Below are 25,424 nucleotides of genomic sequence, written 5' to 3'. Positions count from 1 at the left end.
CGGGTCACCGGGTTGGCCGGTGCCAGGCGGACGGTCAGGCGAGCAGGATGTCCGGCGCTCCATGGCCTTCCACGGCGGCAATTTCCTCATCGGTGAGGAAGGTGTCGGGAGGATGTCCGAGAAGCTGTGCGCCCTGATAAAGCGCGTGCGCCCAGGTGCACTGGTTCGCGAACAGCATGCCGGCTTCATTCAGCGTGCCGCCGTGGTTGATGTAGCCCAGGACCCGGCTGTGCCGCGGATCGCCACACAAACTACTGGCGTGTCCCCGGAACACTTCGGGGCGCATGTGGGTAAGCACCACCCGGTGCCGGTAATGACCGGGAATCAGGCGTTCGCGGTCCAGCTCCGGCAGGGTGCAGGTGGCTTCGAAGCGGTCCCGTGGTTGTCTGAAACGACCCGGTTCCTGAACATAGAGCAGTCTGAACGGTGTATTGGTGTCACGCAGTCGCTCGCAGGCGTGGATCAGCTCGGAGAGCTGGTATGCGCCATTGGCGACCAGCATCAGGGGAGTGCCCTGCGACAGATCCTCATCCACCACCTGGGCGCCGGTAGCGGCCAGGCTGCGGGCCTCGTTGGCAGTAAAAACACAGGGCCGATCACGCTTGGGCACCACCATGCAGGCCAGCTTGCCCCGGCTGGTGTAAATCTCCGGCAGCAGTGCCTGGGTACTGTTGTAGTCCGCCGGGAACAGTACCCGCACCATATCGCTCATTTCCCCCAGCAGTGCCTCGCAGAAGGTGGTGTCCTGATGGGACTGCTCGTTCTTGCCGTTCTCCCAGCTATGGGAGGTGGCAATCACCGGAAAACCGAGCCAGCGGGCAGGGCGGTCCAGCTCTTTCTGGTGCCGGGCAAAGATCAGTTCCTGGCGGATCGCCCCGAGCATCTTCACGCAGAAGGCCTCGTAACTGGCCACCAGGTTGAGGCCGCCCTTGTTGGCCAGGCAGGCCGATACCACGGCCTCTTCGTTGAGGGCGGTGATAATGTTGCCATGAACCGATTCCGCATCGCTTTCCGGGTCATCCACCCGGTGGCGGAGGGCATGCAGCACGCCGGATAATCGGTTGCTGGTCAGCTCATCGGGGTTGCCTACGCGCGGTCTCAGCCCGGGATTGCTGGCCACCAGGGCCTGGAAGAAGTCATCCACCGCCAGCATGGGCGAGCAGATGTCAGTACGGGCGGGTAATTGCGGAATGGCCGGCGCATCGGGATTTCGGGCCGCCAGGGGGTGATCCTTCTCCGGCGGGCGCTGCTGGCGCTGGTGATTACTGAGCTGTGCGATGGCGTCCTGCAGTGACGCTTCCGGTACGTGCAGAATGCCCGCGTGGTGGTTGAACAGGTCCCGGGCCCGGGCATCGGAGCGGGGGTTGCCGGGCAGGGGCAGATTGTGGGCGGCATTGCTGCCGGCACCATGGAAGCCGTAGCCCTTCACGGTTTCGGCAATACCATAGGGAATCGGCAGGGGGTAGTGGCGCAACCCCTGACGGTGTTCCCGGCTGGCCGTCTTCAGGCGCCGCTCCATGATGAACAACGTGCAGACAAAGGCGGCCGGGTCGCGGCCATCGAAGCGTATGGGATCGAAGCCGCAGCGGTTCAGGTGGGTGATGAACCCGTCCAGACCCTGGCGGGTGCCCAGTTCGGTGCGTTGTTCGATGCGTCGGCCGTTGGCAATCATCACCGGCAGTGGCAGACCGCAGTCCTCCGCCCGCCACCAGCGCGGGGCCCAGTCGCTGCCACGCTGTTCTTCCGCCGCGCCGTCCGACAGGAACGCCACCAGGGTTTCCCCCGGCAGCGGCATATGGACGTACTGCAACTCGGCAAACCCCAGGTAGCCGCCCTCCATGATGCCGCCGGCGGTATACGGATTGACGTGACTGCCCAGGGGCGCCTCGGTGCGTCCGTCCGCCCGCTGACGATAGCTGTAGAAGTCGGTAACCAGATGGTCCAGGCCACCGGTGCCGCCATAGCGGGCAGACTGCTCGGGATTCAGGTTGCCAAGCAGGGCATTCAGGGCGTCGATGGCGGCCACGCAGTGCCCCTGGCCCATCAGCCAGCTGCGGGTGTCACCGGTCAGGGCATTAAGGGCCATATAGGCGGCGTAGCCGGGTACCATGTTGAGGGCGCCGCCGGTATGGCCTTCCGGGTTCATCTTGAAGTCACTGGACTGAAGCGGCGTACCATCCGCATGTACCCGCAGGGCGTAGGTCATGTGCACCACCAGCCAGAGCCCGGCGCTGGTGATCCGGTCCAGAGCGGCCAGGGTGCGGTATACCGACGAGGTATCCGGCTGCAGGCCCTCGGCCACCAGTTGCTCCGCCAGGACCAGCACCTGCTGTTGTGTGTCCGGCAGGTGACGGATGACCCCGTACCCTTCGCGCCAGAGGCGAAAATCAGGATCCATGCCGGCCACCTCGTCCAGCATTTGCAGATCGGCAAAGGGTTTGCTCATGGAAAGCCTCCGGTGCGCGGGTTGTGACTTGTCTGACCCGGCGTCTTCCGGGGTCAGGGGTTCCTGCCATCCACCGCATAGATTAACCGGCCAGCCATAATGACGCTTTGATTTGGGTCACTCCGGGCATCGTGGACGCATGGGTTATGATGGTCTCCCCGATGACAGGAGCGTAGCCATGATTCATGTGTTTACCACTGGTGGCACCATCGACAAGATCTATCACGATGCCAACAGCGAGTTTGCCGTCGGCGACAGTCTGTTGCCCGAATTGCTGACCGAAGCAAACGTTACCTTGCCCTGGCGGGTGACTGGCCTGCAGCGCAAGGACAGCCTGGAATTGACGGATGTGGACCGTCAGCAAATGCGGGACGCCGTGGCGGCCTGTCCGGAAGAGCGGATCATTATCACCCATGGTACCGACACCATGGCGGAGTCGGCGGATGCTCTCGATGGCATTGCGGGCAAGACCATCGTGCTGTTCGGTGCCATGCAGCCGGCCCGCATGCGCCACAGCGATGCGGTTTTCAATCTCGGGTTTGCCGTGGCGGCGGTGGGCCTGTTGCCACCGGGGGTCTATGTTGCGATGAATGGCGAGGTGTTCGAGGCCGGCAGGGTAAGGAAAAACCTGAAGGCGGGGCGTTTTGAGCGGGACTGACGGTTATCGTCCCCGAACACTATTCCAGTGGCGCAAGCTCTCGGATTTCAGGGTCGGTGAGGCGGCGGAACTCTCCGGGGGCCAGGGAGTCATCCAGGGTCAGGGTGCCGATCCGGTGACGGTGAAGGGCTTCCACATGATTGCCGATGGCCGCGATCATCCGTTTGACCTGATGGTAGCGGCCTTCGGTGATGGTCAGGTCAATGATCCTGTCTGACTGGCGTTCAACAGTCGCCGGTCGCGTGCTGTTGTCGTCACTGCGCAGTTGCAGTCCGGTTTCAAGTTGCCGCCGGGCCTCGTCGCTCAGCGGGTCCGCCAGGGTGACCCGGTAGGTCTTGGGGCAATGGTGGCGGGGCGACGTGATGCGGTGGCTCCATTGCCCGTCGGAGGTCAGCAGTAGCAGGCCGGTGGTGTCCAGGTCCAGCCGGCCGACCGGATGTACCCGGTCGGCCAGTGCCTGCGGCAGCAGGTCAGTCACCACTGGATGGGAGGCGTCGGTCGTGGCGCTGAGGAATCCTGCGGGCTTGTTCAGCATCAGGTACTGGTGCCCTGGCAGGATCACCGGCAGGCCATCCAGTGACACCACCATACCGTCCGGGACGATTGTTGCAGCCTTGCGGGTGGGGTGGCCATCCAGCGATACCCGTCCGGCCCGGATTGCATGGCGCGCGTCCTTGCGGGACAGGGCCGTGCAGCGTGACAGGTACGCATCCAGGCGCATGGTCAGGAGCAGGTCTCGCCGGCGGGCAGTGCCTCGAAGGAGGCCATGCAAAGCACCTGGGCTTCGCCACTGAGCCGGGACCAGAACGCGCGCAGGGCGTCGTTGCGCATGGCGGGGCGAGGTTCCCGGGTACTGGCGGTGGCCGACCAGTGACCATCAGGGTCCTGGCGGGCGATCACAAAGGTGAAGGGGTGGGCGCCGGGCACCCCCAGCCGGATGTCGGTGGCCAGCAGCCGGTTTTCACGGACCCGGACATCGAGGAAGCCATCGGTAAACCAGATCAGCCGCTGCCCTTCGGCAAAGGATGCCAGCCGGTCGATCAGGGCCGGGTCCCGGGGGAATCGCTCAACGGTCAGCGGGCGATCACCCTCGAAAGGGCCGGTGACGATTTCCAGCCGCTCGTCGGTGTCCAGCACGGTGACCCGCCACAACAGCGTGGTGAAAGGCATCGGCTGAACCATGCGCGGCGCCTCTGCCAGCCCCCGGTCTGCCAGCTGGTCTTCAACCCGGCTGTCCACCAGCGCCTGGGCGCCGAGCGCCCATAACAGATACGCGGAAGACAGGGCCAGCGATGCGTAAAGGGCCCGGTGGGCCGGCGGTCTCAGCAGGCCATAGAGGATGGCAAACAGCAACGGTAATGTATACAGCGGATCGATAATGAAGATGCTGTTGGACCCCAGTGGTGACCCCAGTGGCCAGAACAGCTGGGTGCCATAGGTGGTGAGCGTGTCCAGCAGCGGGTGGGTCACCAGTATCAGCAAGGTAAAGGCGAGCCAGCGGCGCAGTGACAGCTGGGGTTTCCAGCGATGGAGCGCCAGTGCCAGGGCGACCCCGAGTGGCACCAGAATGAACAGTGAATGACTGAAACCCCGGTGCTGGGTGAAGTTGGCAACGGCGCTGCCGTAGTCCAGCACCACATCCAGGTCCGGCAGCGTACCCAGGGCAGCGCCGCCGATGATGGCCGCGCGACCCAGGGTGCGGCTGGCGATGGCACCGCCGATGCAGGCGCCGAGGGCAGCCTGGGTTACTGAATCCATACCATCAAATCCGACTCGATAGACTGGTCAATGCTTGTACGCTGCCTGTTGCCCGCCGGATGACGGTTACGACGATGCCGGCTGCACGCCCAGCTGCTCCAGCAGGTCCGGCCCCGGGAAGCCATCGGCAATCAGGCCTTCGCGGGCCTGGTAGCGGCGGATGGCGGAGCGGGTGTTGGGCCCCAGAATGCCGTCGGGTTCGCCGGAGTCATAACCCCGCGCATTGAGGGCGGACTGTAGTTCCAGCACGTCGTCACGGGACAGGGTCGGTGCGTCCTCGGGTGGCGGATTCTTCAGGCCGCCAGCGCCGGCAATACGGTCGGCGAGATGACCCACCGCAATGGCGTAGTACTCGGAACGGTTCCAGCCCATGATGACGCGGAAGTTGTCATAGGCCAGAAAGGCCGGACCACGATGCCCCGCCGGCACAACCAGCCTGGCATCGATGGGTTCGTCTGCCAGCGGGTTGCCGTAAACATCGGTGACCCCCAGCTGGTTCCACTGGCTCAGGCTGCGCTTGCCGTCCCCGGCCAGGGAATAATCGAAACTCTCGGGCAGCAGCACCTCCCGGCCCCAACGATAGTCAGGATCCCAGCCCATGCTTTCCAGGAAACGCCCGGCCGACATCATGGCGTCGGGTACGCTGTTCCAGAGATCCCTGCGGCCGTCGCCGTCGGCATCGGTGGCATGCCTGAGGAACACCGACGGCATGAACTGCACATGGCCCATGGCACCGGCCCAGGAGCCTTCCATGCCCTGAGCTTCGATGGCGCCTTCGTCAATAATCTTGAGAGCGGATACCAGCTCGCCGGAAAAGTAGGTGCCCCGGCGCTCGTCGCAGGCCAGGGTGGCCAGTGCGCTGGGCACGGGCATTTTGCCGAAATAGCTGCCATAGTTGGTTTCAAGACCCCAGAATGACACCAGGTAGGCCGGTGGTACGCCGGTTTCCCGGCTTACCCGGGCCAGCAGGTCCCGGTGTTCCTCAAGCATTTCACGGCCTTTCTCGATGCGGGTTTCGCTGACCCGGCGACCAAGGTAGTCGGCAAATGTGGTGGTGAACTCCGGCTGGCGGCGGTCCAGTTCGATCACCCGGGGCAGGAACTCGGCCCCGGCCAGAACCTGCCGGGCGGTGTCGTGGGAGACACCTTCGGACACGGCCCGTTCCTCAATGCCGGTAAGGCACTGGTCGAAACTGGCCGGTTTCTGCGGTGGCTCGGTGGTCTCATCGGTATTGGCAAGGGTGGCCGCAGGCAGGCCACCCAGGGCAAGTCCACCGGTTACCATCAGGGCCCTGATGAATGGGCCCTTGGCCTCGGGGCAAAAACGGGATGACATCCATTGTCTGTATCTCAGGGTCTTGACCACGTAAATCTCACTATCCGGTTTGTCAGCGCTTATAGTAGCGTGTTTGGGATCGTGTTAAACAGCCCATGCCAGTGCCTTTTGATGGATCCGGTGCCCGGCAGGAGAATTGGGGAACAATCGTTATGGCAGTACTGAAAGCACTGGTGGTTGATGACGCCAGTTTTGTCCGGGATCTGGTCAAGCGAACCCTGCGCCAGCGCTTCCCGGTGATCGAGATGACCGAGGCGCAGAATGGCCGGCGGGCCCAGTCGCTGATGTCCCGCAATCGCTTTGACCTGATTCTGTGTGACTGGGAAATGCCCGAGATGTCGGGGCTGGAACTGCTGCAATGGGCGCGTGCCGACGACAGCTACCGTACGGTGCCCTTCATCATGATCACCAGCCGGGGTGACAAGAGCCACGTGGTGGAAGCGGTGCAGCAGGGAGTGTCGGAGTACCTGGGCAAGCCGTTCAGTCCGGAGGGGTTGAGCAGGAAGGTCATGAAAGTCATGGGCAAGACGCTTGAGCGCGCCATGGCGGAGGATGGTCGATCCACCTCGGCGCCAGGGGACGCCTTCCGGGGATCCGCCGACCTGCTCACTGGCACCAAGCCTGCCGCTGCCGTCAGTGCGCCGGAAAACGCGGGCGCCGGGGCGGAGCGGAACAGCCGGCTGGTGGTGGCGGCGATACGTTTTGCCGACAGTACCCTCAAGTGCGTGATCAAGGATATTACCCTTTCGGAGGTAAGGGTCATTGCCAGGCGTGACCAGTCGTTTCCCGGTATCCTCGATCAGGCGGTGGTCGACATGGAGGTGGCTGAAGGCCGGATGGCCAGGCTCAATGGCTATGTGCACCAGTTGCAGGCGGTGGACAAGCGCCAGGACACCGACTTTGTCAGCGTGACGGTGCGTTTCGTGGACGATGATCCGACCAAGCTCGAGGACCTGTCACATTTCATTGCGGGCTTCCGGCGCTGAGCCGGGCGCAAGGCTGGCCGTTTGCCGTTCGGGTTCCGGCTCGTCCAGCCGCGACCGGGGGAAGTGGCAGATGAACTCACTGCCATCGCCGATTTTACTGAGGATTTCCAGCTCGCCGTCGTGGTTCAGCAGCACATGCTTGACGATGGCCAGGCCCAGCCCGGTACCACCGGTTTCCTTGTGCCGGCTTGGGTCGGCCCGGTAGAAGCGTTCCGTCAGGCGGGGAATGTGGACGGGGTCGATGCCGATGCCGGTGTCCTTCACCGACAGGTGCCCACCCTCGCTGTTGGTGAACCAGGTGATGAAGATGCTGCCACCGGTGGGGGTATACTTCACCGCGTTGAAGATCAGGTTGGAAAAGGCGCTGCGCAACTGGTCCTCATCACCCCGCAGATGATGCCGGTCGCCAATGTCCAGGTGGAACTGATGGCCGCCGGATTCGCCACTGAGTGCCCTGGCGTCCTGGCAGATCTGTTCACACAGGGCGCTGATGTCCACGGTCACGTCTGCCCCGTGTTGTTCCCCGGTTTCCAGTTTCGATAACAGCAACAGGTCGGTGATCAGGGCCTCCATGCGCGTGGACTGCTGGGCCATGGTCTCGATGGCGCGCTTCCACCGGGCCGGTAACTCGTCGGAGTAGTCCACCATGGTTTCCAGGTAGCCGCTGATGACGGTCAGGGGGGTGCGCATCTCGTGGGACACGTTGCTGACGAAGTCCCGGCGCATCTGCTCGAGTTGAAACAGTCGGGTAACGTCCTTGACCACGATCAGCCGGTCATCCTCGCCAAACAGGCTGATCTGGATCTGCAGGTGCAGATGTGGCCGGGCCGGAGAGTTCAGTTCCAGTGGTTCCCGGTAGTCGCGCCCGTCAAAATACGCCTTGAAGGCCGGGGCCCTGAGCAGGTTCTGGATGGGCTGGCCGCGGTCGGTCTGACGCTGGAGCCCCAGCAGGTAGGAGGCAGACCCGTTCCACCACACCAGCACACCTCTGGCGTCGGTCATCACCACACCGTCGCGCATGGCATTGGTGGATTCCTGCAAACGGTTGAACTGGGCCAGCAGCCGGTCCTGGGTGGCAAGATGGCCTTGATGCAGCTTGTGCAGACCATCGAAGATGTCACCCCAGAGACCGATGCTTGCCGGGGCCTCCTGGCCGGCGCCGGGATGGCTGAGCCATTGATAGAGCTTGCGGGCCTGGGCCAGGGTCCAGGCCAGGTAAAGCAGCAGCCCGGCAAGAAGACCTTCCATGGGGTATCCGAAAGCTGCCCCGACCCCAGTGGCCATGGCCAGGATGAGGAGGATCAGCCTCAGATATCGCGACCACTTGTAGTTCATGAAACTCCGACCTGCTCCTGCATTTGCCCGGGCGGACCTTTGCTGCCCCGTGTGGTCAGCGAATGAACCAGACGGGACATCAGATTACCGATGATGCGCCAGCGGCCATCAGGCAGCCCTGGTCGAGAACCGGTAGCCGGTGCCGCGCACGGTCTGGATCAGGTGATCATATTGCTCGCCGAGGGCCTTGCGCAAGCGCCGGATATGTACATCCACCGTGCGTTCCTCCACATACACGTTGCCACCCCACACCTGGTCCAGCAGTTGTGACCGGGTGTACACCCGCTCCTGATGGGTCATGAAGAACTGCAGCAGGCGGTATTCCGTGGGGCCCATGCTGATGGCGCCCTCGGGGCCGGTGATCCGGTGGCCGACCGGATCCAGGGTCAGGCCATCCACCTCGATCGGGGATTCCACGCCTGCCGGTGTGGTCCGCCGGAGCACCGCTTTCAGGCGGGCAACCAGTTCCCGGGGGGAAAAGGGTTTGGTGATGTAGTCATCGGCGCCCACCTCCAGCCCCTGGATCTTGTTGTCTTCCTCGACCTTGGCGGTGAGCATGATGATGGGGATTTCCGCCGTGGTTTCCTCCTTCTTGAGGCGGCGAGCCAGCTCAACGCCACTGGTGCCGGGCAGCATCCAGTCCAGCAGCACCAGGTCCGGCTGCCTGTCCACGATCAGGGCGTGGGCTTCGCGGGCGTCCGCCGCCTCCAGGTAATTGTAGTCTGCCATCTCCAGCGCTACGGCAATCATCTCGCGGATAGGCGCTTCATCGTCAACGATCAGAACGGTCTTGGTCATTGCGCTTGTACCTGTAGTCCTTTAGTTGTTGCTGCCTCATTACAACGGGGATCTGTTACAAGTTTATGACATGGGCCATGTTCCATCCGAAAAAGTACGGATCAGGTCCGGTTTCGCGCCGGCGGGCTCAGAAAAGTCTGTCCAGGGCCAGACCGGCAAAAACCACGAATCCCGCCCAGTTGTTGTTCAGGAACGCCTCGAAACAGCCCTCGCGGGTGCGATTGCGGGCCAGGTACTGGTGCCAACCGAACAGCGCGGCCATCATTGCCACCCCCAGGTACCAGAAGAAGCCCAGCCCCGCCTGGCTGCCGACCATGACCAGGGTGACCACCACCAGTGCCTGCAGGCAGCCGATGATCCGCAGGTCGGCGTCACCGAACAGGATGGCGGTGGACTTGATGCCGATCTTGAGGTCGTCCTCCCGGTCCACCATGGCATAGAGGGTGTCGTAGGCGACGGTCCACAGCACGTTGGCGGTGAATAACAGCCAGGTGAGACGGCTCAGTTCGCCGGCCTCCGCCGCCCAGGCCATCGGAATCGCCCAGGAAAAGGCCGCCCCCAGGAACAGCTGGGGCAGGTGGGTGTACCGCTTCATGAAGGGATAGATAAAGGCCAGCACCAGCCCGCCGAACGACAGGTAGAGGGTCAGCGTGTTGGTGAACAGCACGACCAGCAGGAAGGACGCCAGTACCAGCCCCAGGAACAGGGCAACGGCCTCTTTTGGCTGGATGCGCCCGGAGGTGAGGGGGCGGTCCTTGGTGCGCCTGACATGCCGGTCCACCTTGCGGTCGGCGAAGTCATTGATGGCACAGCCTGCGGCGCGCATGAAAAAGACGCCCAGGGTGAACACGATGACGTTGCCAATGGCGGGATAGTTGCCGTCGGCCGCCAGCCACAGGGCCCACCAGGTGGGCCAGAGCAACAGCAGTGAGCCAATGGGCCGGTTGATGCGCAACAGTTGTGCATAGTCCATCAGGCGGTGACGCAGGCTGGGGGATAGCGTGACCAGGGTCATCAGTGCTCCATCGGCGAGTGATCGGACGCCGGCAGTTTATCATTATCCGGCGGGTCCGTAAGGGGCCGATAGAGGGTTGGTCAGAGCGGCCGGGCCAGAAGCTCCGGAAGGAAGTATTCGCCCACCAGCAGCCGATGATCCCGGTTGCTGAATATCGATCGCCGGGCACAGCGGGGGTCGCCGGGGCGGACCGGGTGACATAGTCCCGTCTGCAACGGGCCCCGGCTCCACTCCCGGTGACTGAACAGCCACGCGCCGAGCGGCACCCGGCCCAGGTGGCGAAGCCGCCGGCCGCGGCCGGACAGGGTGTCCAGCGGTATGATGGTGCGCGCCAGTACCCAGGGGGTGCCGTCGCCACAGAGCCGGACTTCGCGGATCCAGGCCCGTTGCCGGTGGGGAATGCCCAGGGTCAGAGCTTCCTCCCGGGTGGGCAGGCAGAAGCCCTCATGGGCCACTTCGACGTGAAAGCGCTGCCGGCAGCGCAACTGCAGGTGGCGGGTGAGGGAACCTTCTGCCTGTAACCAGAAGGCAGCAGTGCCAGCCAGGGCGGGGCGATTCAGGCGCGCCTGCCGGAAGGACCGGTACCAGCGGACCGGTGGCACGATGGAGTGGCTCCCGTGATTGCTCACCGCCGGTTCACAGACCCTTGACGGCATAGATGCCCGGTGCGTTGCGCCAATAGCCCTTGTAGTCCATGCCGAAGCCGAACAGGAAGCGGTCTTCCACCTCGAGCCCGGTGAAGTCCGCCTTCAGCCCCGGCCGGGCCTTGCGGTCATGCTGTTTATCCACCAGCACCGCAGTCAGCACCTTGCTGGCACCATGGGTGGCGCAATAGTCAGCAATGGCGTTCAGGGTGGTGCCCTCGTCGAGAATGTCGTCGACGATCAGCACAGTGCGCCCGTTCATGTCGGCGTCCGGTTGCAGCTTCCACTCGAGAATGCCGCCAGTGGTTTCCTGGCGGTAGCGGGTGGCATGGAGGTATTCGGCCTGCACCGGAAACTTCAGCCGGGGCAATAGCTGGCCGGTCAGGATCAGACCGCCGTTCATCACGCAGAACAGCAGGGGGTTGCTGTCTTCCAGGGCGGCGGTGATATCCCGCGCAAGACTGTCGATGGCCTGGTAGACCTGCTGTTCGGGAACCAGGCAGTCGGCTTCCGCCATGACCTGCCTCAGCTCGTCGACGGGGTTACTCATAGTCGTCGGATCCTGTCGTAAAACGCGCAAGTATAGCGAAAATAATGGCTGTAAGGGAGTGCCCCTTTCAGCTGCCGGATACGCAAAAACAACCATTGTGGCAGGCCGTGATTCCCGCACAGGGCCCGGTATTACGCAATGGTCCTTTAGCGGTACCTTCCGTATGCGTATTATGTATCCGAAACTTTCCGGTGCGCCGTAAAAGCACCGATCTGTTCCTTCAGGAGGACAAGCGTGAAGAAATGGCAGTGTGTAGTGTGTGGCTTTATCTATGATGAAGCCGAAGGCTGGCCGGACGATGGCGTTCCGCCGGGTACCGCCTGGGAAGATGTACCCGAGGACTGGGAGTGCCCGGACTGCGGTGCTGGCAAGGAAGATTTTGAAATGATCGAGATCGGCTGAGGACCGGGCCATGACAGACACCCGTCGTGATCAGGCCCCGGTGATTATCATCGGTAGCGGTCTGGCCGGGTACTCCCTGGCCAGAGAGCTGCGCAAGCGCGACAGCGATCTGCCGTTGATGATGATTACCTCCGATGATGGCACCAGCTACTCCAAGCCCATGCTGTCGACCGGCTTCACCAAGGGCAAGAGCGCCGATGAGCTGGCCCAGGCGGACGCCGGTACCATGGCGGACCAGCTCAATATGGAAATAAGAACCCACACCCGGGTGACCGGCATTGATCCGCAGGCGCATCAGATCCTGATTGGCGAAGAACGGCTGACCTACCACAAGCTGGTGCTGGCCTGGGGCGCCGATGTTATCCGCCTGCCAGACGCTATCAGCGCCAGCGAGCGGGTGTGCTCGATCAATGACCTGGAGGACTACCGGTATTTCCGGCGGATGGTGGAAGGCCGTCGCCGGGTGATCCTGCTGGGTGCCGGCCTGATCGGGTGCGAATACGCCAACGATCTGCGTAATGGCGGTTTCGATGTCACCGTGGTGGCGCCGTCCACACAGGTGATGCCGGGGTTGCTGCCGGAACCAGCCGCTGATGCGGTCAGGCGGTCCCTGGAGGCTGAGGGAGTTACCTTCCATCTGGGTGTGGCCGCCGAGTCAGTATCGGAAGACAATGGTGGCGCGCAGGTACATCTCAGTGACGGTGCTATGCTGCAGGGAGATGTGGTGGTTTCCGCGGTTGGCCTGCGGCCCCGGACCCGCCTGGCAACGGCTGCCGGACTCGATGTCGGGCATGGCATTCGCACCGACAGGCAGCTGGCGACCAGTGCCGTGGATATCTACGCCTTGGGGGATTGTGCCGAAGTGGAAGGCCACGTACTCATGTACGTCATGCCGCTGATGGCGGCGGCCCGGGCCCTGGCGGCAACGCTGACCGGTGAGCCGACGCCGGCGAAGTGGGGTGCCATGCCGGTTCTGGTCAAGACGCCCTGCTGTCCGGTGGCGGTATGTCCGCCGGCAGAGTGCGGTGGCGGGCACTGGGATGTGCAGCGTGACGGTAACAATGTGCGGGCGTTGTACCGCGATGCCGCCGGTGAACTGCTGGGGTTTGCGGTGACCGGCGACTACGTGATCGAAAAGCAGGCACTGTCGAAAGAGGTGCCGCCGGTGCTTGCCAGCGCCTGAGCGACACCACGCCTGTCTTGCGCTTCGCGGCCGTATCCGGTAGAAATTGCCGCTTCGTAAGCTAAGCATTAATTTCCGGCAAGCATAAAGCCAATGTTGGCTGTTGCCGGATCAGCCTTTTTCAGGAGCAGGCATGCAGGACATTACCAGAGCGCTGGTTGAACTGATGGATCTCGCCCCCGCGGGTGATGATCACTTTCAGGGTCAGAGTGAAGATCTCGGTTTTCCCAATCTGTTCGGGGGACAGGTACTGGGCCAGGCGCTGATGGCGACCACCCGCACCATTGAAGGCCGCATGCCCCATTCCATGCACGCCTATTTCCTGCGCCCTGGCAACGCCCGGGCACCGATTGACTATGAGGTGCAGCGGGTCCGGGACGGCGGCAGTTTCTCGGTCCGGCGGGTGATCGCCCGTCAGGACGGCAAGGAGATCCTTACCGGATCGGTCTCCTTTCATATAGAGGAAGAGGGCTTTGATCACCAGATGGACATGCCGGATGCGCCGGCGCCGGAGTCCCTGAAGAACGAGCAGGAACTCAACCGGCATTTGCTGAAACAGGTGCCGGAAAAGTTCCACGACCAGTTGACCCGCAATCGTCCCATCGAGATCCGCCCGGTGGACCCGATCAATCCCATGGCCCCGGAGATCAAACCGCCCAGCAAGCAAAGCTGGTTCCGCGCCCAGGGCGAGCTGCCGGACGATCGCATTCTGCATCGTTGCCTGTTGGCCTACGCATCGGATTTCGCCTTCCTGGGCACGTCCCTCAATCCCCATGGGGTGGCGTTCCTGACCCCCAACATGCAGGTGGCCAGCCTGGATCACGCCATCTGGTTCCACCGGGATGTGCGCATGGATGACTGGCTGCTCTATGACAAGGACAGCCCCAGTGCGTTCGGAGCGCGTGGGTTCAACCGGGGCAATGTCTACAGCCGGGACGGCGTGATGGTGGCCTCGACAGCGCAGGAAGCGCTGATCCGGCGCCGCAAGCCCTCCAAATAGCAGTGCTCACCCCGGTTAATCGATGAGCAGGGAGGCTTGTCACTGGCGAAGCACCGGCAAGTCCCTGTCCCCGGGGCGCAGCTGCGCGATCAGGTCCGCCAGTGGCTGCGGTTTCGCCAGTACGTAGCCCTGGATCATGTCGCAGCCCATTTCCCGCAGCAGCTCCGTGGTTGCCTCGTCTTCCACGCCTTCCGCCACCACCTGGTAACCCAGGTTGTGACACATGTCGATGGTGGTCTTGACGATGATGCGGTCGTCGGTGTGGGTCAGCAGGTCGGTGACGAGAGAGCGGTCGATCTTCACCTCGCAGGCCGGTAGCTGCTTGATGTAGGACAGCGATGAATAGCCGGAGCCGAAGTCGTCGATGGCCAGGGGAATGCCGGCGTAATCCAGGGAGCGCAGGGTGCGCATGGAGTTGGCCGGGTCCTGCATCATCGAGGTTTCGGTAACTTCCAGAATCAGCCGGCCGCGATGCTGGTGGTGACTGGTCATCAGGCGCTGGACAAACAGCGGGAAGTCACGCTCCCGCAGGTTATTGGGGGAGATGTTGATGGATACGGTCAGGTCCAGCCCTGCTTCCAGCAATACGTTGCGCGCCGCCAGCGCCTGCTCCATTACCCAGCGGGTCAGCGGCCGTATCAGCCCGCTCTGCTCGGCCAGGGCGATCAGCTGGTCGGCATGCACCGCGGGCTGACGGCCCGGCCAGCGGATCAGTGCCTCCACCCCGACAATCTCATTGCTTTTCAGGCAGCGCTTGGGCTGGTACCACAGTGCCAGCTCGTTGTGTTCCAGGGCATGCCTGAGTTCGGTGACCAGGGTCAGGCGTTCCGGGCTGTAAGGGTCCCGGGCGGGGGTGTAATAGGCCATCCCTTTCTCGATGGCAATGGCGGACTCCTGTGCCACGTAGGCCTGGTGGACGAGGGTGTTCAGGTCCTGGCCATGGTCCGGGAATATCGCGACACCAATGCAGCTGTCCATGGGCAGCTGCATGCCCAGGTAATCAATCGGCTCGCGTAGTTGCTCCACGCGCTGCGGGTCGTAGGTGGCGGCCCCGGCGTCCATCAGGTAGGCAAAGGTGGCGGGCTCCAGCACTGCCAGGCAGTCGTCGTCCCGGGGGCCGACCGGCTGCACGCCAGGCAGTTCCAGTGCGATCTGGTGTAGCCGCAGGGCGACCAGTTCCAGCAGGCGGTCGGAGTTGCGGTGGCCCAGGGTCTTGGTGATGGCTGCCAGGTTGTTCAGCCTGAGCACGCACACCGCCCAGCGTTTGCCGGGCTTCAGGTTGAGGGTTTCACTGGCGGTCATTTCAAAACAGGTGCGGTTGGGCAGCCTGGTCAGCGGTTCTCTCATGGCCTGGTCCAGGGACCGCTGTTCAGCACGGCGCTGGGCGGACAGGGCCGCCAGTTCCGCCTCCCGGGAGCGGGCCTGGGATTCCCGTTCCAGGTAGATGCGGTTGGCCAGCGCCGCCGTCAGCACCAGGGCCTGTATGGTCGACCCCAGCTGTACCCCGTGGGTGGTGATGAAACTGTTGGGCAACAAGCCAAACATATTGGCGATGGTGAGCAGGCAACCAATGGTAAGCGCCCCCCAGGACAGGGTGTAGATGCCGGACAGAGGATGCCCGCGCAGCCACAGCACCGGTCCGATCAGGGCCAGCAGGAGACAGGTAGGCACCGCGATGGCCAATGAAAGCCAGCTGGACAGGTTGTGGTCGAAGACGGCTACGCCCAGCAGGGCGAACAGATTGAGGTAGATGGCTGCCTGAACCGAATGCCGGATCCAGCCGCCCATGCGGCTCAGCCCCAGCAGCTTTCGGGAGAACAGGGTAATCGATATGGCTGTCAGTGGTATGGCGACGAGGATGCTGTAATTCTGCTACGCCGGGCTTTCGGGCCAGAGTAGCGGGTAGGTGATGCCCCTCAGCGACGCCAGCAGGAACAGAAAACTGGCGGTGGTCGCCAGGTAGTAAAGGTAGATCTTTTCCCGCAGCCCCACGAACACCATCAGGCTGAACAGGATGATAGTGATCAGTACGCCGTAGTAGAGAGCGTGGAGCTGGTCCTCCGTCGATAGCTGCGCCAGCAGGGAGCGGGGTTCCCACAGCTCCATGGGCACATGGTGGGCACCCCGGGTCTGGATGCGCAGCAGGATGCCGTTGTTGGCCTCGGGTATCCGCGTTATCGGCAGCAGGAAATTGGAATGGGGCATTGGTCGTTCGGCAAAAGGGTATTGGTCGCCGGTCTGTACCATTTCTCCCGGCTGGCCGTTGGTCAGGGGCCAGAAACGAATGTTGTCCAGGTGGGGGTAACGTATCGCCAGGATGAGGCGGGTTTTGCCCGCGGGCAGGGGCATGCGATACCAGAATGCGTCGTCCTCATACCCGAAATTCGGGGTCTTGCCCGGCAGAGTCTGCCAGTCCTGCCTGGCCAGAGCCTGTTCCGGCGTGAGGGCGGGTTCGCCATGGGGCATGCGCAGGTATTCAATGGTCTCCAGGGTGTTCTTGCCCGAGGAATCCGCAAGGGCGGCAGGCACGGCCACGGCCACGGTCACAAGGGTGAGAAGGATGGTCAGAGCCGCCTTTCGAATCACAGGAATCCTGATTTGTTATCGTTGTTCCGGAGACGATCATTCTGCTTGAGTATCGGCACTAACGACATGTTACTTAAGTATCATGTTGGAACGGAGTGTTTCCGGACGATGACAGTGTGTAACAACATGATACGTGATGCGGCTCTCGCCTGAGCTGTGATGGAGTCGGCCCGGGCAACCGGTCAGGTTTTTGAACCTGTGACCTGGCGTACCCATTCACTGGCCCAGGGCAGGGCGTCCTCTTCCGGCTCCACGGTTTCCATGGCATCAATGCGCAGGGTTTCCCCGACCTTGCGTGCGGCCACTTCCCGGAGTGCCTCTTCCATCAGCTCGCCGGCACCGCAGAAGGTGTCGCCGTAGGAGCTGTCGCCCAGCACAATCACGCCAAATGGACGACCTTCCTGCATGGGCAGCTGGTCCCGGAGTTCGACGTAGAACGGCAGCAGGTTCTCCGGAATCTCTCCCTGGCCCGTCGTGGAAGTGCACACCAATACAGGCCCGGAGCTGTCCGTCAGGCTGGCCAGGGTGGGTTTTTCGTGCACGGTGACGGAAACGTCATCGGACGACAGTTGTTCCCGGAGTTTGCGGGCTGTCATCAGTGCACCACCAAAAACGCTGCCTACCAGAATCTGGATATCGGTCATGGGTCCGTTGCCTCCGGGCGGGGTGCCAAAAGCCCGCTATGGTAGCGGCGGGCCGCGAGGCCCTCAACCAGACCATTGGCGGAGTGCGCACCGGGCACCATCAATGGCTTGTGCGCATGGCGGTGCTATTGTTTCAATTTCATGTCAGAAATTTTATAGTGCCGCCCAATTATCATGCTGCATGAGAAACCCGATATGGCGCAATCATCCGGTTTTATTGATCAGGTTCTGACCAGCCAGTCGACGGAACGTTACCGTATAGGCTTCAGTCTCATTTTTCTCGTCATTATCGGCCTGGTGGTCAGTCAAATTGCCGGTGACCTTCCCAATAAATCCCTCCTGATTGGCGCTGCCGTGATAGCCGGCTACATGGCTATCAATATTGGTGCCAACGACGTTGCCAACAATGTCGGCCCGGCGGTAGGCTCCGGGGCGATTTCCCTGTTTGGTGCGGTCATGGTTGCGGCTGTGTTCGAAGCTGCCGGGGCCATTATCGCCGGGGGCGACGTGGTGTCGACCATCAAGGGCGGCATCATCACTCCGGAGCGCCTGGATAACGTCAATTCGTTTGTCTGGCTGATGACAGCGGCGTTGCTGGCCGGAGCGCTGTGGCTGAACCTGGCCACCTGGATGGGCGCGCCGGTGTCCACCACCCATTCCATCGTGGGTGGTGTGCTCGGTGCCGGTATTGCGGCCGGCGGCTGGGGCATTGCCGACTGGTCAGTGATGGCCAAGATTGTGGCGAGCTGGGTGATCTCGCCGGCCCTGGGGGGGCTGATTGCCGCCCTGTTCCTTTATGTGGTCAAAAGAACCATCCTTTACCAGAGTGACCTGGTGGCCAGTGCCCGTCGCTTTGTACCCTGGCTGGTGGCCATCATGGCCTGGGCTTTCGGTACCTATCTGATGGTCAAGGGTGTGAAAAAGATTATCGAGGTGGATTTCCTGGGGGCCGCTCTGGTGGGTCTGGCGGTCGCCGCCGTGGTATTTGTGCTGGTGCGGGTCAGGGTCAGCCGCCGTGCCGCCACCATGGAAAACAACGCCGATGGTGTCAACGCCCTGTTTGTCTGGCCGCTGATCTTCGCTGCCGGTCTGCTCAGCTTTGCCCATGGCGCCAACGACGTGGCCAACGCCATTGGCCCGCTGGCTGCCATTAACGATGCTCTGGCAGCCTCCAGCATCGTATCCGATGCCAGTATTCCACTGTGGGTCATGATGGTGGGTGCCCTGGGCCTGTCCGTGGGTCTGTTGCTGTTCGGCCCCCGGGTGATCAAGGTGGTCGGTTCCGAGATTACCGAGCTGGACAAGACCCGGGCCTTCTGTGTGGCACTGTCGGCGGCGCTGACGGTGATCCTGGCCTCGCAGCTGGGGCTGCCGGTCAGTTCGACCCATATCGCCATTGGTGGTGTCTTCGGGGTGGGCTTCCTGCGGGAGTACCTGAAGCGCAGTTACGCCACCCAGATCCACACGATTCTGGATAAGCACGACGATGCCGATCGTGAACGCCTGCAGCCGTTTCTCGATGACTTCCGTAATGCCAGTGTCGAGGAGATGGAAGCCCTGCTGCAGGAAGCCCGCAAGCACAAGCAGGACATTCCCCTGTCCAAGAAAGAGCGCAAGCGGCTGAAGAAGATCTATCGCGAGGAGCTGGTCAAGCGCTCTCACCTGATCCGCATTGCGGCGGCCTGGGTGATCACGGTGCCAGTGTCGGCCGTGCTGGCGGCGATTCTTTACTTCACCATTCGCGGGCTGATGATCTGACGGTGGTGATGCCATTCTGAGCCCCGCGGGGCTCTTGTGCGCGCTTTTTACGGCGAGGCAGGATCTGTAATCCCCCACTAACCACTGGTTGTCCGGGTGGGGTATCCTGCATACTCTTGATGGTCCCTTTCCCTGAACTTCTTCGGAGATGTCTATGAGTACAGCAAGCGAAAGCCGTCAGTCGAAGATGATTGGTGAGCTGCGGGTGTTTATCAAGAAGGTGCTGAGTGATCCCACGGTGGCGGTGAAGTGTGTCGAGGTGGCCCGTAAGCACCGGGGCAAGCCGGACGCGCACCAGCTGATCGCGGACGAGATCAGTGCCTCGACCACGGTTCGCATTCCCGAGAACTGGAGTGAGGCGGACAAGATGTTCCTCGAAATTCTGGACGATGTGCTGGACGATGAGGAGGCGCTTTACTGAGTCTTGGCTGGGATTGACCTTACAGTTCTGGTGCATGGCCGGGCAGGCAAGGTGTGGTTTTTCCGCCGCAATTCAGGGGCCGTCCCTGGCGCCCGCCTTGCTCCGGGCCGTTCCGGCCACGAATCACAGATTCGCGGCGTTCATCTGCCCACGAAGCTGCGCTTCGTAAACGCTTGCTTCACCCATGGCGCTGCTACAAAACCACACCTTACCTACCCGGCCTTGGATAGCCCGAGTTAACGCTGACCGCTCAGCCCGTGTCCTGTCTGGGTTAGGCGGGGTTTATGTTCAGGCTCTCCTGGCCACAGGCCCTCCCAGCACCGCATCCGCGTGCTGGTAAAGAATATCCATCTCGTCCTTCAGTCCCGGCTCGCCGGCCAGTTCCTTCTGCTCGGTCAGGATGTCGTCGAGGATCTCTTTCGTGGTCAGCGGGTTGGCCAGTACCACCCGGAACACGATACAGGGGAAGTGGCTGTAGCGGGCCGGCTCCAGGCGGGTTCGTGAGACAAAGGCCTTGCCCCTTTCCCGCTGGGTTTTCTGGATGTACTTGGTAACCCGGTTCAGGCTCATGTTGATGCGCTCCGCCTGCAGCGAGTCGGCGGCGGCCAGTGCCTGCTGAACCCGGGCCGGGCAGTAGCGGTAGGTGAGGATGTTGAGTTCCGGCGAGGTCACCAGTTCGAAATCCGGGTGCCCGGTGATCATCTCGGCGAAGGTGCGGGCCTTTTCGATGCCCTGGTTGATCAGGATTTCATAGCCTTCCCGCGCCAGAATCTTCAGGCCCGAGTGGATCAGCATGGCCATGCCCGGTCGCGACCCTTCCAGCGTGGTGCTACCCAGGTCCCGGGAACCCTTGCGGATGATGTATTGGGCGTGATGTTCCACCGCGCTTGCCATGGTGGGGTCGCGGAACACCACAAGCCCCACACCCATGGGCACGTACAGCTGTTTGTGGGCGTCAAAGGTGACCGAGTCGGCCTTATCGATGCCGCGCATCAGGTGAGCATGCTGACGGGAGAACAGAGTGGGGCCACCCCAGGCAGCGTCCACGTGGAAATGGGCGCCGAACTCCCGGGCCACGTCGGCCATGGCGTCCAGGGGGTCTACACTGCCGGTCTCGGTGGTGCCGGCAATGCCACAGATGGCCATGATCTTCACTTTCTGGCGCTGCAAGTCCAGGCACTTGTCCCGCAGGGCATCGATCTGGATGCGATTGTCGTCGTCGGTGTCGACGGGAATCAGGGAGTCGCGGCCCAGGCCCAGCACGTCGGCGGCCTTGCGCAGGGAATAATGACCGCGGCGGGACACCAGGATAGCGGCGCCTTCATGGCCGTAATACTTCAGCGCCCGGAACAGCCCTTCCTGATGCAGGCCACGGAAGCTGCCTTCCGCCGGAAACGCGCGGTTGCGGGCCACCCACAGGGCGGTAAGGTTGGCCACGGTGCCGCCGGAACACATGGCGCCCAGAGCATGGCGGGGGTCGTGCATCCACTTGCGGTAGTAGGCGCTGTCCTGCTGGTAGACCAGCCGGTGGATCATGCCCAGCACCTGGCGCTCCATGGGGGTGAAGGCCTTGGAGGTTTCCGTCTTCACCAGGTTCTGGTTCAGGGCGATCATGATCTTGGACAGCGGCAGCATGAAATAGGGCAGCGCCGACGTCATGTGCCCGATAAAACTGGGGGACGCGGTATGGACCGAGTTGGCCACCAGCTTGTCCAGCAGGAACTGCGCCTGCTCGGAGACGAAGATCGGCTTTTCGGGGATGGCGGAGTCGGCGAAGTTTTTCTCGACCTCGCTCAGGTCCCGTTCCACCGCCACAATATGTTCCTGCAGAAAACCGGCAAGGTTACCTGAGATATTCTGGTCGATTCGGCTCAGGGTGGATTCGGGAGCCTCCGGCACCGTGAATACCCGGTACATGGCCTCAACCGATGCCTGAGCTGACTTTTTCTTACCGGTCATACGCGCCACGCCATCTGTGGTATCCCCCGGGGGCTTTCCTGATGCCCGGCGAATTCAGCGGAACTTTCAACAGGAGGTATCATCCTCATCCCCTGTTCTGGTCCGTGGTCAAGGCCGCGTAGTATACGGCGTCATGACATTGGATGCCAAGCGACCAGCCCGGTGGGTACGGGCTCTTACAGCAGTTCCCGGTGGACCTCCAGGACCGGCGCATCGATTCGCTGCTCAATGGCCTTCTCAACCTGGTCAAGCCGTGCGGTCAGCTGTTGCGAGGTGCCGCCAATGGCAACGATACTCCACACGGCACTGTCCAGTGCCTCATGGTCACCGGTTTCGGCGACAGCCAGGTCCGGCTCCTTGCCCCAGATGGCCCGCATTGGCGTAAAGGCCTTGCGCTTGGCTTTCAGGTCTTCCACGCCATAGAGCTGGAAGTGCAGCGTCACGATGCCGATATGGGGCGTGATGGTGACGGGAGCGGCTTCCCGCTCCGCCAGCAGTTTGCGAAACGCGTCAGACATGGGGTGTGGCCCGCTCGATGATGGCTTTGGCGTCCACGCCGGCGGGCAGGGCGCCGATGTTGTGGATGCCCTGACTGTCGATACGGGACGCACAGAAGGCGTCGGCCACGGCCGCCGGCGCATGGCGGATCAGCAGCGAAGCCTGCAGGGATACCGCCAGCCGGTCCACCAGGTCCCGGGCCTGGAAGGCGATCTGGTCCGGGTTGGTGATGGCCGTGCCGAAGTCTTTTGTCAGCCGGTCAATAAAACCGTCGAAGCGGCGGTCGCTGCCCCGGGCCAGGTTGACCTCGCCGAGGAAGGCGTCGAGGCTCTCCGGCGACTTCTGCAGGGCCCGCAGGGTATCCAGGCACTGGACGTTGCCGGAGCCTTCCCAGATGGCGTTCACCGGGGACTCCCGGAACAGCCGTGGCAGAATGCAGTCTTCCATCAGGCCGCTGCCGCCGATGCACTCCATGGCTTCGTAGGCGTGGTTCGGTGTGCGCTTGCAGATCCAGTACTTGCCTACCGGGGTGGCCAGGCGCAGGAACAGCTTTTCCTGTTCGTCGTTGCCGGCGTCCAGGGCCCGGGCCACGCGCATGGCATAGGCCATGGCGGCTTCGTTCTCCAGGGCCAGGTCGGCCAGCACGTTCTGCATCAGCGGCTGTTCGCTAAGGCGTGCCCCGAAGGCGCTGCGGTAATGGCAATGGTGCAGTGCCTGGGCGGCGGCCTGGCGCATGCCGGAGGAGCTGCCGATCATGCAGTCGAAACGGGTCATGGCCACCATTTCAATGATGGTGGGCACACCGCGGCCTTCCTCGCCCACCATCCAGCCCAGGGCACCCCGCAGTTCCGCCTCGCTGGAGGCATTGGCGACGTTGCCCATCTTGTTTTTCAGGCGCTGGATCTGCCAGGGGTTCTTGCTGCCGTCCGGGCACCAGCGCGGCATCAGGAAGCAGGACAGGCCACCCGGGGCCTGGGCCAGCACCAGGAAGGCGTCGCACATGGGGGCCGATACAAACCACTTGTGGCCCACCAGTTCATAGGCCTGGCCGGGGCCTTCCTTGCCGGTGGGGAAGGCCCGGGTGGAGTTGGCGCGCACATCACTGCCGCCCTGTTTCTCGGTCATCGCCATGCCGATAGTGACCGAGCGCTTTTCCGAGTCGGGCAGGTTGCGTGGGTCGTAGCTGCAATCGAGGATCTTCGGCGCCCAGGTTTCCGCCAGATCCGCCTGCTTCATGATCGAGGGCATGGCGGCGAAGGTCATGGTGATGGGACAGCCGTGAGCGGCTTCCACCTGTGTGTGCAGGTAATACCTGGCGGCCCTGGCGACATGGGCGCCGGGGCCGGGCTTCTGCCAGGGGCTGCTGTGCAGGCCGTGTTCCATGGCCATGTTCATCAGCTCATGGTAGGCAGGATGGAAGCGAACCTCGTCAATACGGTGGCCGAAGCGATCATGAGTGTGGAAGGACGGCTTGTTGTCGTTGGCCTGGAAGCCCAGTTCGATAATATCGCTGCGGCCGGTCAGCTCGCCGTAAGTGTCCAGCTCCTGGCGGGCCCAGCCCGCGCCTTCCCGTTCCACGGCTTCCTGCAGCGCCTGGTCCTGCCGGAACAGGTTGTAGTTTTCCAGCGCCGGTGGCTGGTTGGTGACCTCGTGGGTCCGGGCCAGCCACTGGTCGGGGGTGAATTCGCCGTCAGGGGGTGTCGGATGCTTGGCGTTCATGTCGGGCCTCACTGTGTTTATCTAATTGTAATTATTATTAAAAATTGATGGATCAGGCTTGCCATCCGTTCAGTTACAAAAAGTAACAAAAAAGCATTCTGGTTGAGATAGCACTGTCATCATTTCCCGATTATAAAGACGCCAAGGCGCCCATGCACGTTATCCGGTATACCCCGGGTACGGCGGTGTCGAGCAGGAAACGGCCACGGGAGCTGCGAGCTTTCTGGAGCGCGTTTCATTTGAGTACCGGGGAAGTATCAGCATACACCCTGATTTTCGCTGATGGAGGTGAGCCATGAGTGAATTGGATGAAAGCAGTCTGGAGGTATCCGGCGGCTGGAATGATATGGACGATAACCACTCCATTGCCGGTCGCGCACGCATCCGGGCCCAACTGGAGGCGGATATCCAGGCGTTCCTGAGCGAAGGTGGCCGGATCGAACAGGTCGACACCAGTTTCCGTACGGATGCACCTCGCAAGGTCGAGGTGGGGTTCAACAATCGCAGTATGTAATCACAAGAGTGGCAGCCGGGCCTCCATCACTGGCCGGCTGCCGCCGTCTTCAGTCCGGAACGTGCCACCATTTTCCCGCTTGTGCCTGCCAGCCTGTCAGCTCCGCGCTGCCAGGATCCGTACTCATATGCCCCAGGTCATGCTCCGGTAACCTCGGGACGTGTATGATAGTTCGTTAAATAATCCAGTTATGGAGGGCTTTCGTGTTTTCACTCCCCAATCGTGGTTATCCTGCAACCCGTCTGCGCCGGAACCGGGTGGATGACTTTTCCCGTCGGCTGGTGCGGGAAAATCAGCTCAGTGTCGACAACCTGATTTACCCCGTGTTCGTGCTGGAAGGCGAAGGGCAGCGCGAGGCGGTGTCCTCCATGCCGGGGGTGGAGCGCCTCAGTATCGACCTACTGCTGGAGCATGCCCGCGAGGTGCATGATCTGGGCATTCCCGCCATGGCCCTGTTTCCGGTGGTGCCGGTGGACAAGAAGGACCTCGACGGCTCCGGCGCCTGGGATCCCGAGGGCCTGGCACAACGGGCGACCCGCTCCCTCAAGGAGCAGTTCCCGGGGCTGGGTGTGATTACCGACGTGGCGCTGGACCCGTTCACCACCCATGGCCAGGACGGCATCCTCGATGACAACGGCTATGTGCTCAATGACCGCACCGTGGCGGCACTGGTCAGGCAGGCGCTGTCCCACGCCGAGGCCGGTGCCGATATGGTGGCACCCTCGGACATGATGGATGGTCGCATTGGCGAGATCCGCCAGGCTCTGGAGCAGGCCGGTCACGTCAATACCCGGATCATGGCCTACTCCGCCAAGTATGCCTCCTCCTACTATGGTCCGTTCCGGGACGCGGTGGGCTCGGCCGGCAACCTGGGCAAGGGCAGCAAGGAAACCTACCAGATGGACCCGGCCAACAGCGACGAGGCCCTGCACGAAGTGGCCATGGACCTGGCGGAAGGGGCCGACATGGTGATGATCAAGCCGGGTATGCCCTATCTGGATATCGTCTACCGCGTGAAAACCGAGCTGCAGGTGCCCACTTTCGTCTATCAGGTCAGTGGCGAGTACGCGATGCACATGGCCGCTGCCCGGAACGGCTGGCTGGACGGCGAAAAGGTGATGATGGAAAGCCTGATGGCCATGCGCCGGGCCGGTGCCGACGGCATTCTTACCTATTTTGCGGTGCGGGCAGCGCGCTTGCTCAACGGAGGCTGAT

22 protein-coding genes and 1 pseudogene are annotated in these 25,424 nt (G+C 62.5%); 9 read left to right on the top strand and 14 right to left on the bottom strand.

Features of this window, described 5'->3' with window-relative positions; all coding sequences use genetic code 11:
• Nucleotides 1–34: 34 nt before the first annotated feature.
• On the bottom strand, nucleotides 35–2,446 hold the full coding sequence (locus tag IE079_RS00420) for a phosphoketolase family protein (RefSeq protein ID WP_189571211.1): 2,412 nt from the start codon (nucleotides 2,444–2,446) through the stop codon (nucleotides 35–37).
• A gap of 178 nt (nucleotides 2,447–2,624) precedes the next feature.
• Between IE079_RS00420 and IE079_RS00415 the strand changes: the two genes are divergently transcribed.
• Entirely contained in the window at nucleotides 2,625–3,104 is a 480-nt protein-coding gene (locus tag IE079_RS00415) for an asparaginase domain-containing protein (RefSeq protein WP_189571208.1), read from the top strand.
• 19 nt (nucleotides 3,105–3,123) lie between these two features.
• Here IE079_RS00415 and IE079_RS00410 read toward each other — a convergent pair whose 3' ends face one another.
• The 3 genes from IE079_RS00410 to IE079_RS00400 all read right to left on the bottom strand — a co-directional run bounded on the left by IE079_RS00410 (nucleotide 3,124) and on the right by IE079_RS00400 (nucleotide 6,197).
• Entirely contained in the window at nucleotides 3,124–3,825 is a 702-nt protein-coding gene (locus IE079_RS00410; protein ID WP_189571205.1) for a pseudouridine synthase, read from the bottom strand.
• Between the two features lie 2 nt (nucleotides 3,826–3,827).
• A complete protein-coding gene (locus IE079_RS00405) occupies nucleotides 3,828–4,862 on the bottom strand; it encodes a metal-dependent hydrolase (protein WP_189571202.1) in 1,035 nt (344 codons plus the stop codon).
• Between the two features lie 66 nt (nucleotides 4,863–4,928).
• Nucleotides 4,929–6,197, bottom strand: coding sequence for a lytic murein transglycosylase (locus IE079_RS00400; RefSeq protein ID WP_227712222.1), 1,269 nt, complete (start codon nucleotides 6,195–6,197; stop codon nucleotides 4,929–4,931).
• 152 nt (nucleotides 6,198–6,349) lie between these two features.
• Between IE079_RS00400 and IE079_RS00395 the strand changes: the two genes are divergently transcribed.
• Nucleotides 6,350–7,183, top strand: a complete 834-nt coding sequence (locus tag IE079_RS00395; protein ID WP_189571200.1) for a response regulator — start codon at nucleotides 6,350–6,352, stop codon at nucleotides 7,181–7,183.
• Here IE079_RS00395 and phoR read toward each other — a convergent pair.
• The 5 genes from phoR to IE079_RS00370 all read right to left on the bottom strand — a co-directional run bounded on the left by phoR (nucleotide 7,154) and on the right by IE079_RS00370 (nucleotide 11,525).
• The gene (gene phoR, locus IE079_RS00390) at nucleotides 7,154–8,518 is read right to left on the bottom strand and encodes a phosphate regulon sensor histidine kinase PhoR (protein WP_189571196.1); all 1,365 of its coding nucleotides are present in this window, start codon (nucleotides 8,516–8,518) and stop codon (nucleotides 7,154–7,156) included. The two genes, IE079_RS00395 and phoR, sit on opposite strands and share 30 nt — an antisense overlap.
• A gap of 108 nt (nucleotides 8,519–8,626) precedes the next feature.
• A complete protein-coding gene (phoB, locus tag IE079_RS00385) occupies nucleotides 8,627–9,316 on the bottom strand; it encodes a phosphate regulon transcriptional regulator PhoB (RefSeq protein WP_189571193.1) in 690 nt (229 codons plus the stop codon).
• A gap of 127 nt (nucleotides 9,317–9,443) precedes the next feature.
• A complete protein-coding gene (ubiA, locus tag IE079_RS00380; protein ID WP_189571191.1) occupies nucleotides 9,444–10,331 on the bottom strand; it encodes a 4-hydroxybenzoate octaprenyltransferase in 888 nt (295 codons plus the stop codon).
• 80 nt (nucleotides 10,332–10,411) lie between these two features.
• Nucleotides 10,412–10,987 carry a chorismate--pyruvate lyase family protein gene (locus IE079_RS00375; protein ID WP_189571189.1) on the bottom strand — a complete coding sequence of 192 codons (576 nt, stop codon included), beginning with the start codon at nucleotides 10,985–10,987 and terminating at the stop codon, nucleotides 10,412–10,414.
• Nucleotides 10,968–11,525, bottom strand: coding sequence for a hypoxanthine-guanine phosphoribosyltransferase (locus IE079_RS00370; protein WP_189571187.1), 558 nt, complete (start codon nucleotides 11,523–11,525; stop codon nucleotides 10,968–10,970). The genes IE079_RS00375 and IE079_RS00370 overlap by 20 nt, the downstream gene beginning before the upstream one ends.
• A gap of 234 nt (nucleotides 11,526–11,759) precedes the next feature.
• On the opposite strand from IE079_RS00370, the gene IE079_RS00365 reads away from it, so the two are divergent.
• The 3 genes from IE079_RS00365 to IE079_RS00355 all read left to right on the top strand — a co-directional run bounded on the left by IE079_RS00365 (nucleotide 11,760) and on the right by IE079_RS00355 (nucleotide 14,110).
• On the top strand, nucleotides 11,760–11,927 hold the full coding sequence (locus IE079_RS00365) for a rubredoxin (protein WP_189571185.1): 168 nt from the start codon (nucleotides 11,760–11,762) through the stop codon (nucleotides 11,925–11,927).
• Nucleotides 11,928–11,937: 10 nt separating this feature from the next.
• Nucleotides 11,938–13,110, top strand: a complete 1,173-nt coding sequence (locus IE079_RS00360; protein ID WP_189571183.1) for an FAD-dependent oxidoreductase — start codon at nucleotides 11,938–11,940, stop codon at nucleotides 13,108–13,110.
• A 133-nt stretch (nucleotides 13,111–13,243) separates the two neighbouring features.
• Nucleotides 13,244–14,110, top strand: a complete 867-nt coding sequence (locus tag IE079_RS00355; RefSeq protein ID WP_189571181.1) for an acyl-CoA thioesterase — start codon at nucleotides 13,244–13,246, stop codon at nucleotides 14,108–14,110.
• Nucleotides 14,111–14,149: 39 nt separating this feature from the next.
• Here IE079_RS00355 and IE079_RS19055 read toward each other — a convergent pair.
• Together IE079_RS19055 and IE079_RS00345 are read right to left on the bottom strand one after the other, a co-directional pair.
• Nucleotides 14,150–16,576: pseudogene (locus IE079_RS19055) on the bottom strand (EAL domain-containing protein).
• A 302-nt stretch (nucleotides 16,577–16,878) separates the two neighbouring features.
• On the bottom strand, nucleotides 16,879–17,340 hold the full coding sequence (locus tag IE079_RS00345; RefSeq protein ID WP_189571177.1) for a flavodoxin domain-containing protein: 462 nt from the start codon (nucleotides 17,338–17,340) through the stop codon (nucleotides 16,879–16,881).
• A gap of 195 nt (nucleotides 17,341–17,535) precedes the next feature.
• On the opposite strand from IE079_RS00345, the gene IE079_RS00340 reads away from it, so the two are divergent.
• Nucleotides 17,536–19,098 carry an inorganic phosphate transporter gene (locus IE079_RS00340; RefSeq protein WP_189571174.1) on the top strand — a complete coding sequence of 521 codons (1,563 nt, stop codon included), beginning with the start codon at nucleotides 17,536–17,538 and terminating at the stop codon, nucleotides 19,096–19,098.
• A gap of 154 nt (nucleotides 19,099–19,252) precedes the next feature.
• Nucleotides 19,253–19,519, top strand: a complete 267-nt coding sequence (locus IE079_RS00335) for a hypothetical protein (RefSeq protein WP_189571172.1) — start codon at nucleotides 19,253–19,255, stop codon at nucleotides 19,517–19,519.
• A gap of 288 nt (nucleotides 19,520–19,807) precedes the next feature.
• Here IE079_RS00335 and panP read toward each other — a convergent pair whose 3' ends face one another.
• The 3 genes from panP to IE079_RS00320 form a co-directional block, all read right to left on the bottom strand.
• Nucleotides 19,808–21,478: a pyridoxal-dependent aspartate 1-decarboxylase PanP gene (gene panP / locus IE079_RS00330; RefSeq protein WP_189571168.1), complete on the bottom strand. Its 1,671-nt coding sequence runs from the start codon at nucleotides 21,476–21,478 to the stop codon at nucleotides 19,808–19,810.
• A 176-nt stretch (nucleotides 21,479–21,654) separates the two neighbouring features.
• Entirely contained in the window at nucleotides 21,655–21,996 is a 342-nt protein-coding gene (locus tag IE079_RS00325; protein WP_189571165.1) for a DUF503 domain-containing protein, read from the bottom strand.
• Nucleotides 21,989–23,695, bottom strand: a complete 1,707-nt coding sequence (locus IE079_RS00320; RefSeq protein ID WP_189571162.1) for an isovaleryl-CoA dehydrogenase — start codon at nucleotides 23,693–23,695, stop codon at nucleotides 21,989–21,991. Before IE079_RS00320 ends, IE079_RS00325 begins: the two co-directional genes overlap by 8 nt.
• 295 nt (nucleotides 23,696–23,990) lie before the next feature.
• On the opposite strand from IE079_RS00320, the gene IE079_RS00315 reads away from it, so the two are divergent.
• The gene (locus IE079_RS00315; RefSeq protein WP_189571160.1) at nucleotides 23,991–24,209 is read left to right on the top strand and encodes a hypothetical protein; all 219 of its coding nucleotides are present in this window, start codon (nucleotides 23,991–23,993) and stop codon (nucleotides 24,207–24,209) included.
• Nucleotides 24,210–24,412: 203 nt separating this feature from the next.
• A complete protein-coding gene (gene hemB, locus IE079_RS00310; protein ID WP_189571156.1) occupies nucleotides 24,413–25,423 on the top strand; it encodes a porphobilinogen synthase in 1,011 nt (336 codons plus the stop codon).
• The last annotated feature ends 1 nt before the right edge of the window (nucleotide 25,424 follow it).

Source organism: Marinobacter zhanjiangensis (assembly GCF_014651935.1).
Classification (GTDB): domain Bacteria; phylum Pseudomonadota; class Gammaproteobacteria; order Pseudomonadales; family Oleiphilaceae; genus Marinobacter; species Marinobacter zhanjiangensis.
Note: the sequence above shows the minus strand (reverse complement) of the source record. Positions and strands in the feature narration are given on the sequence as shown.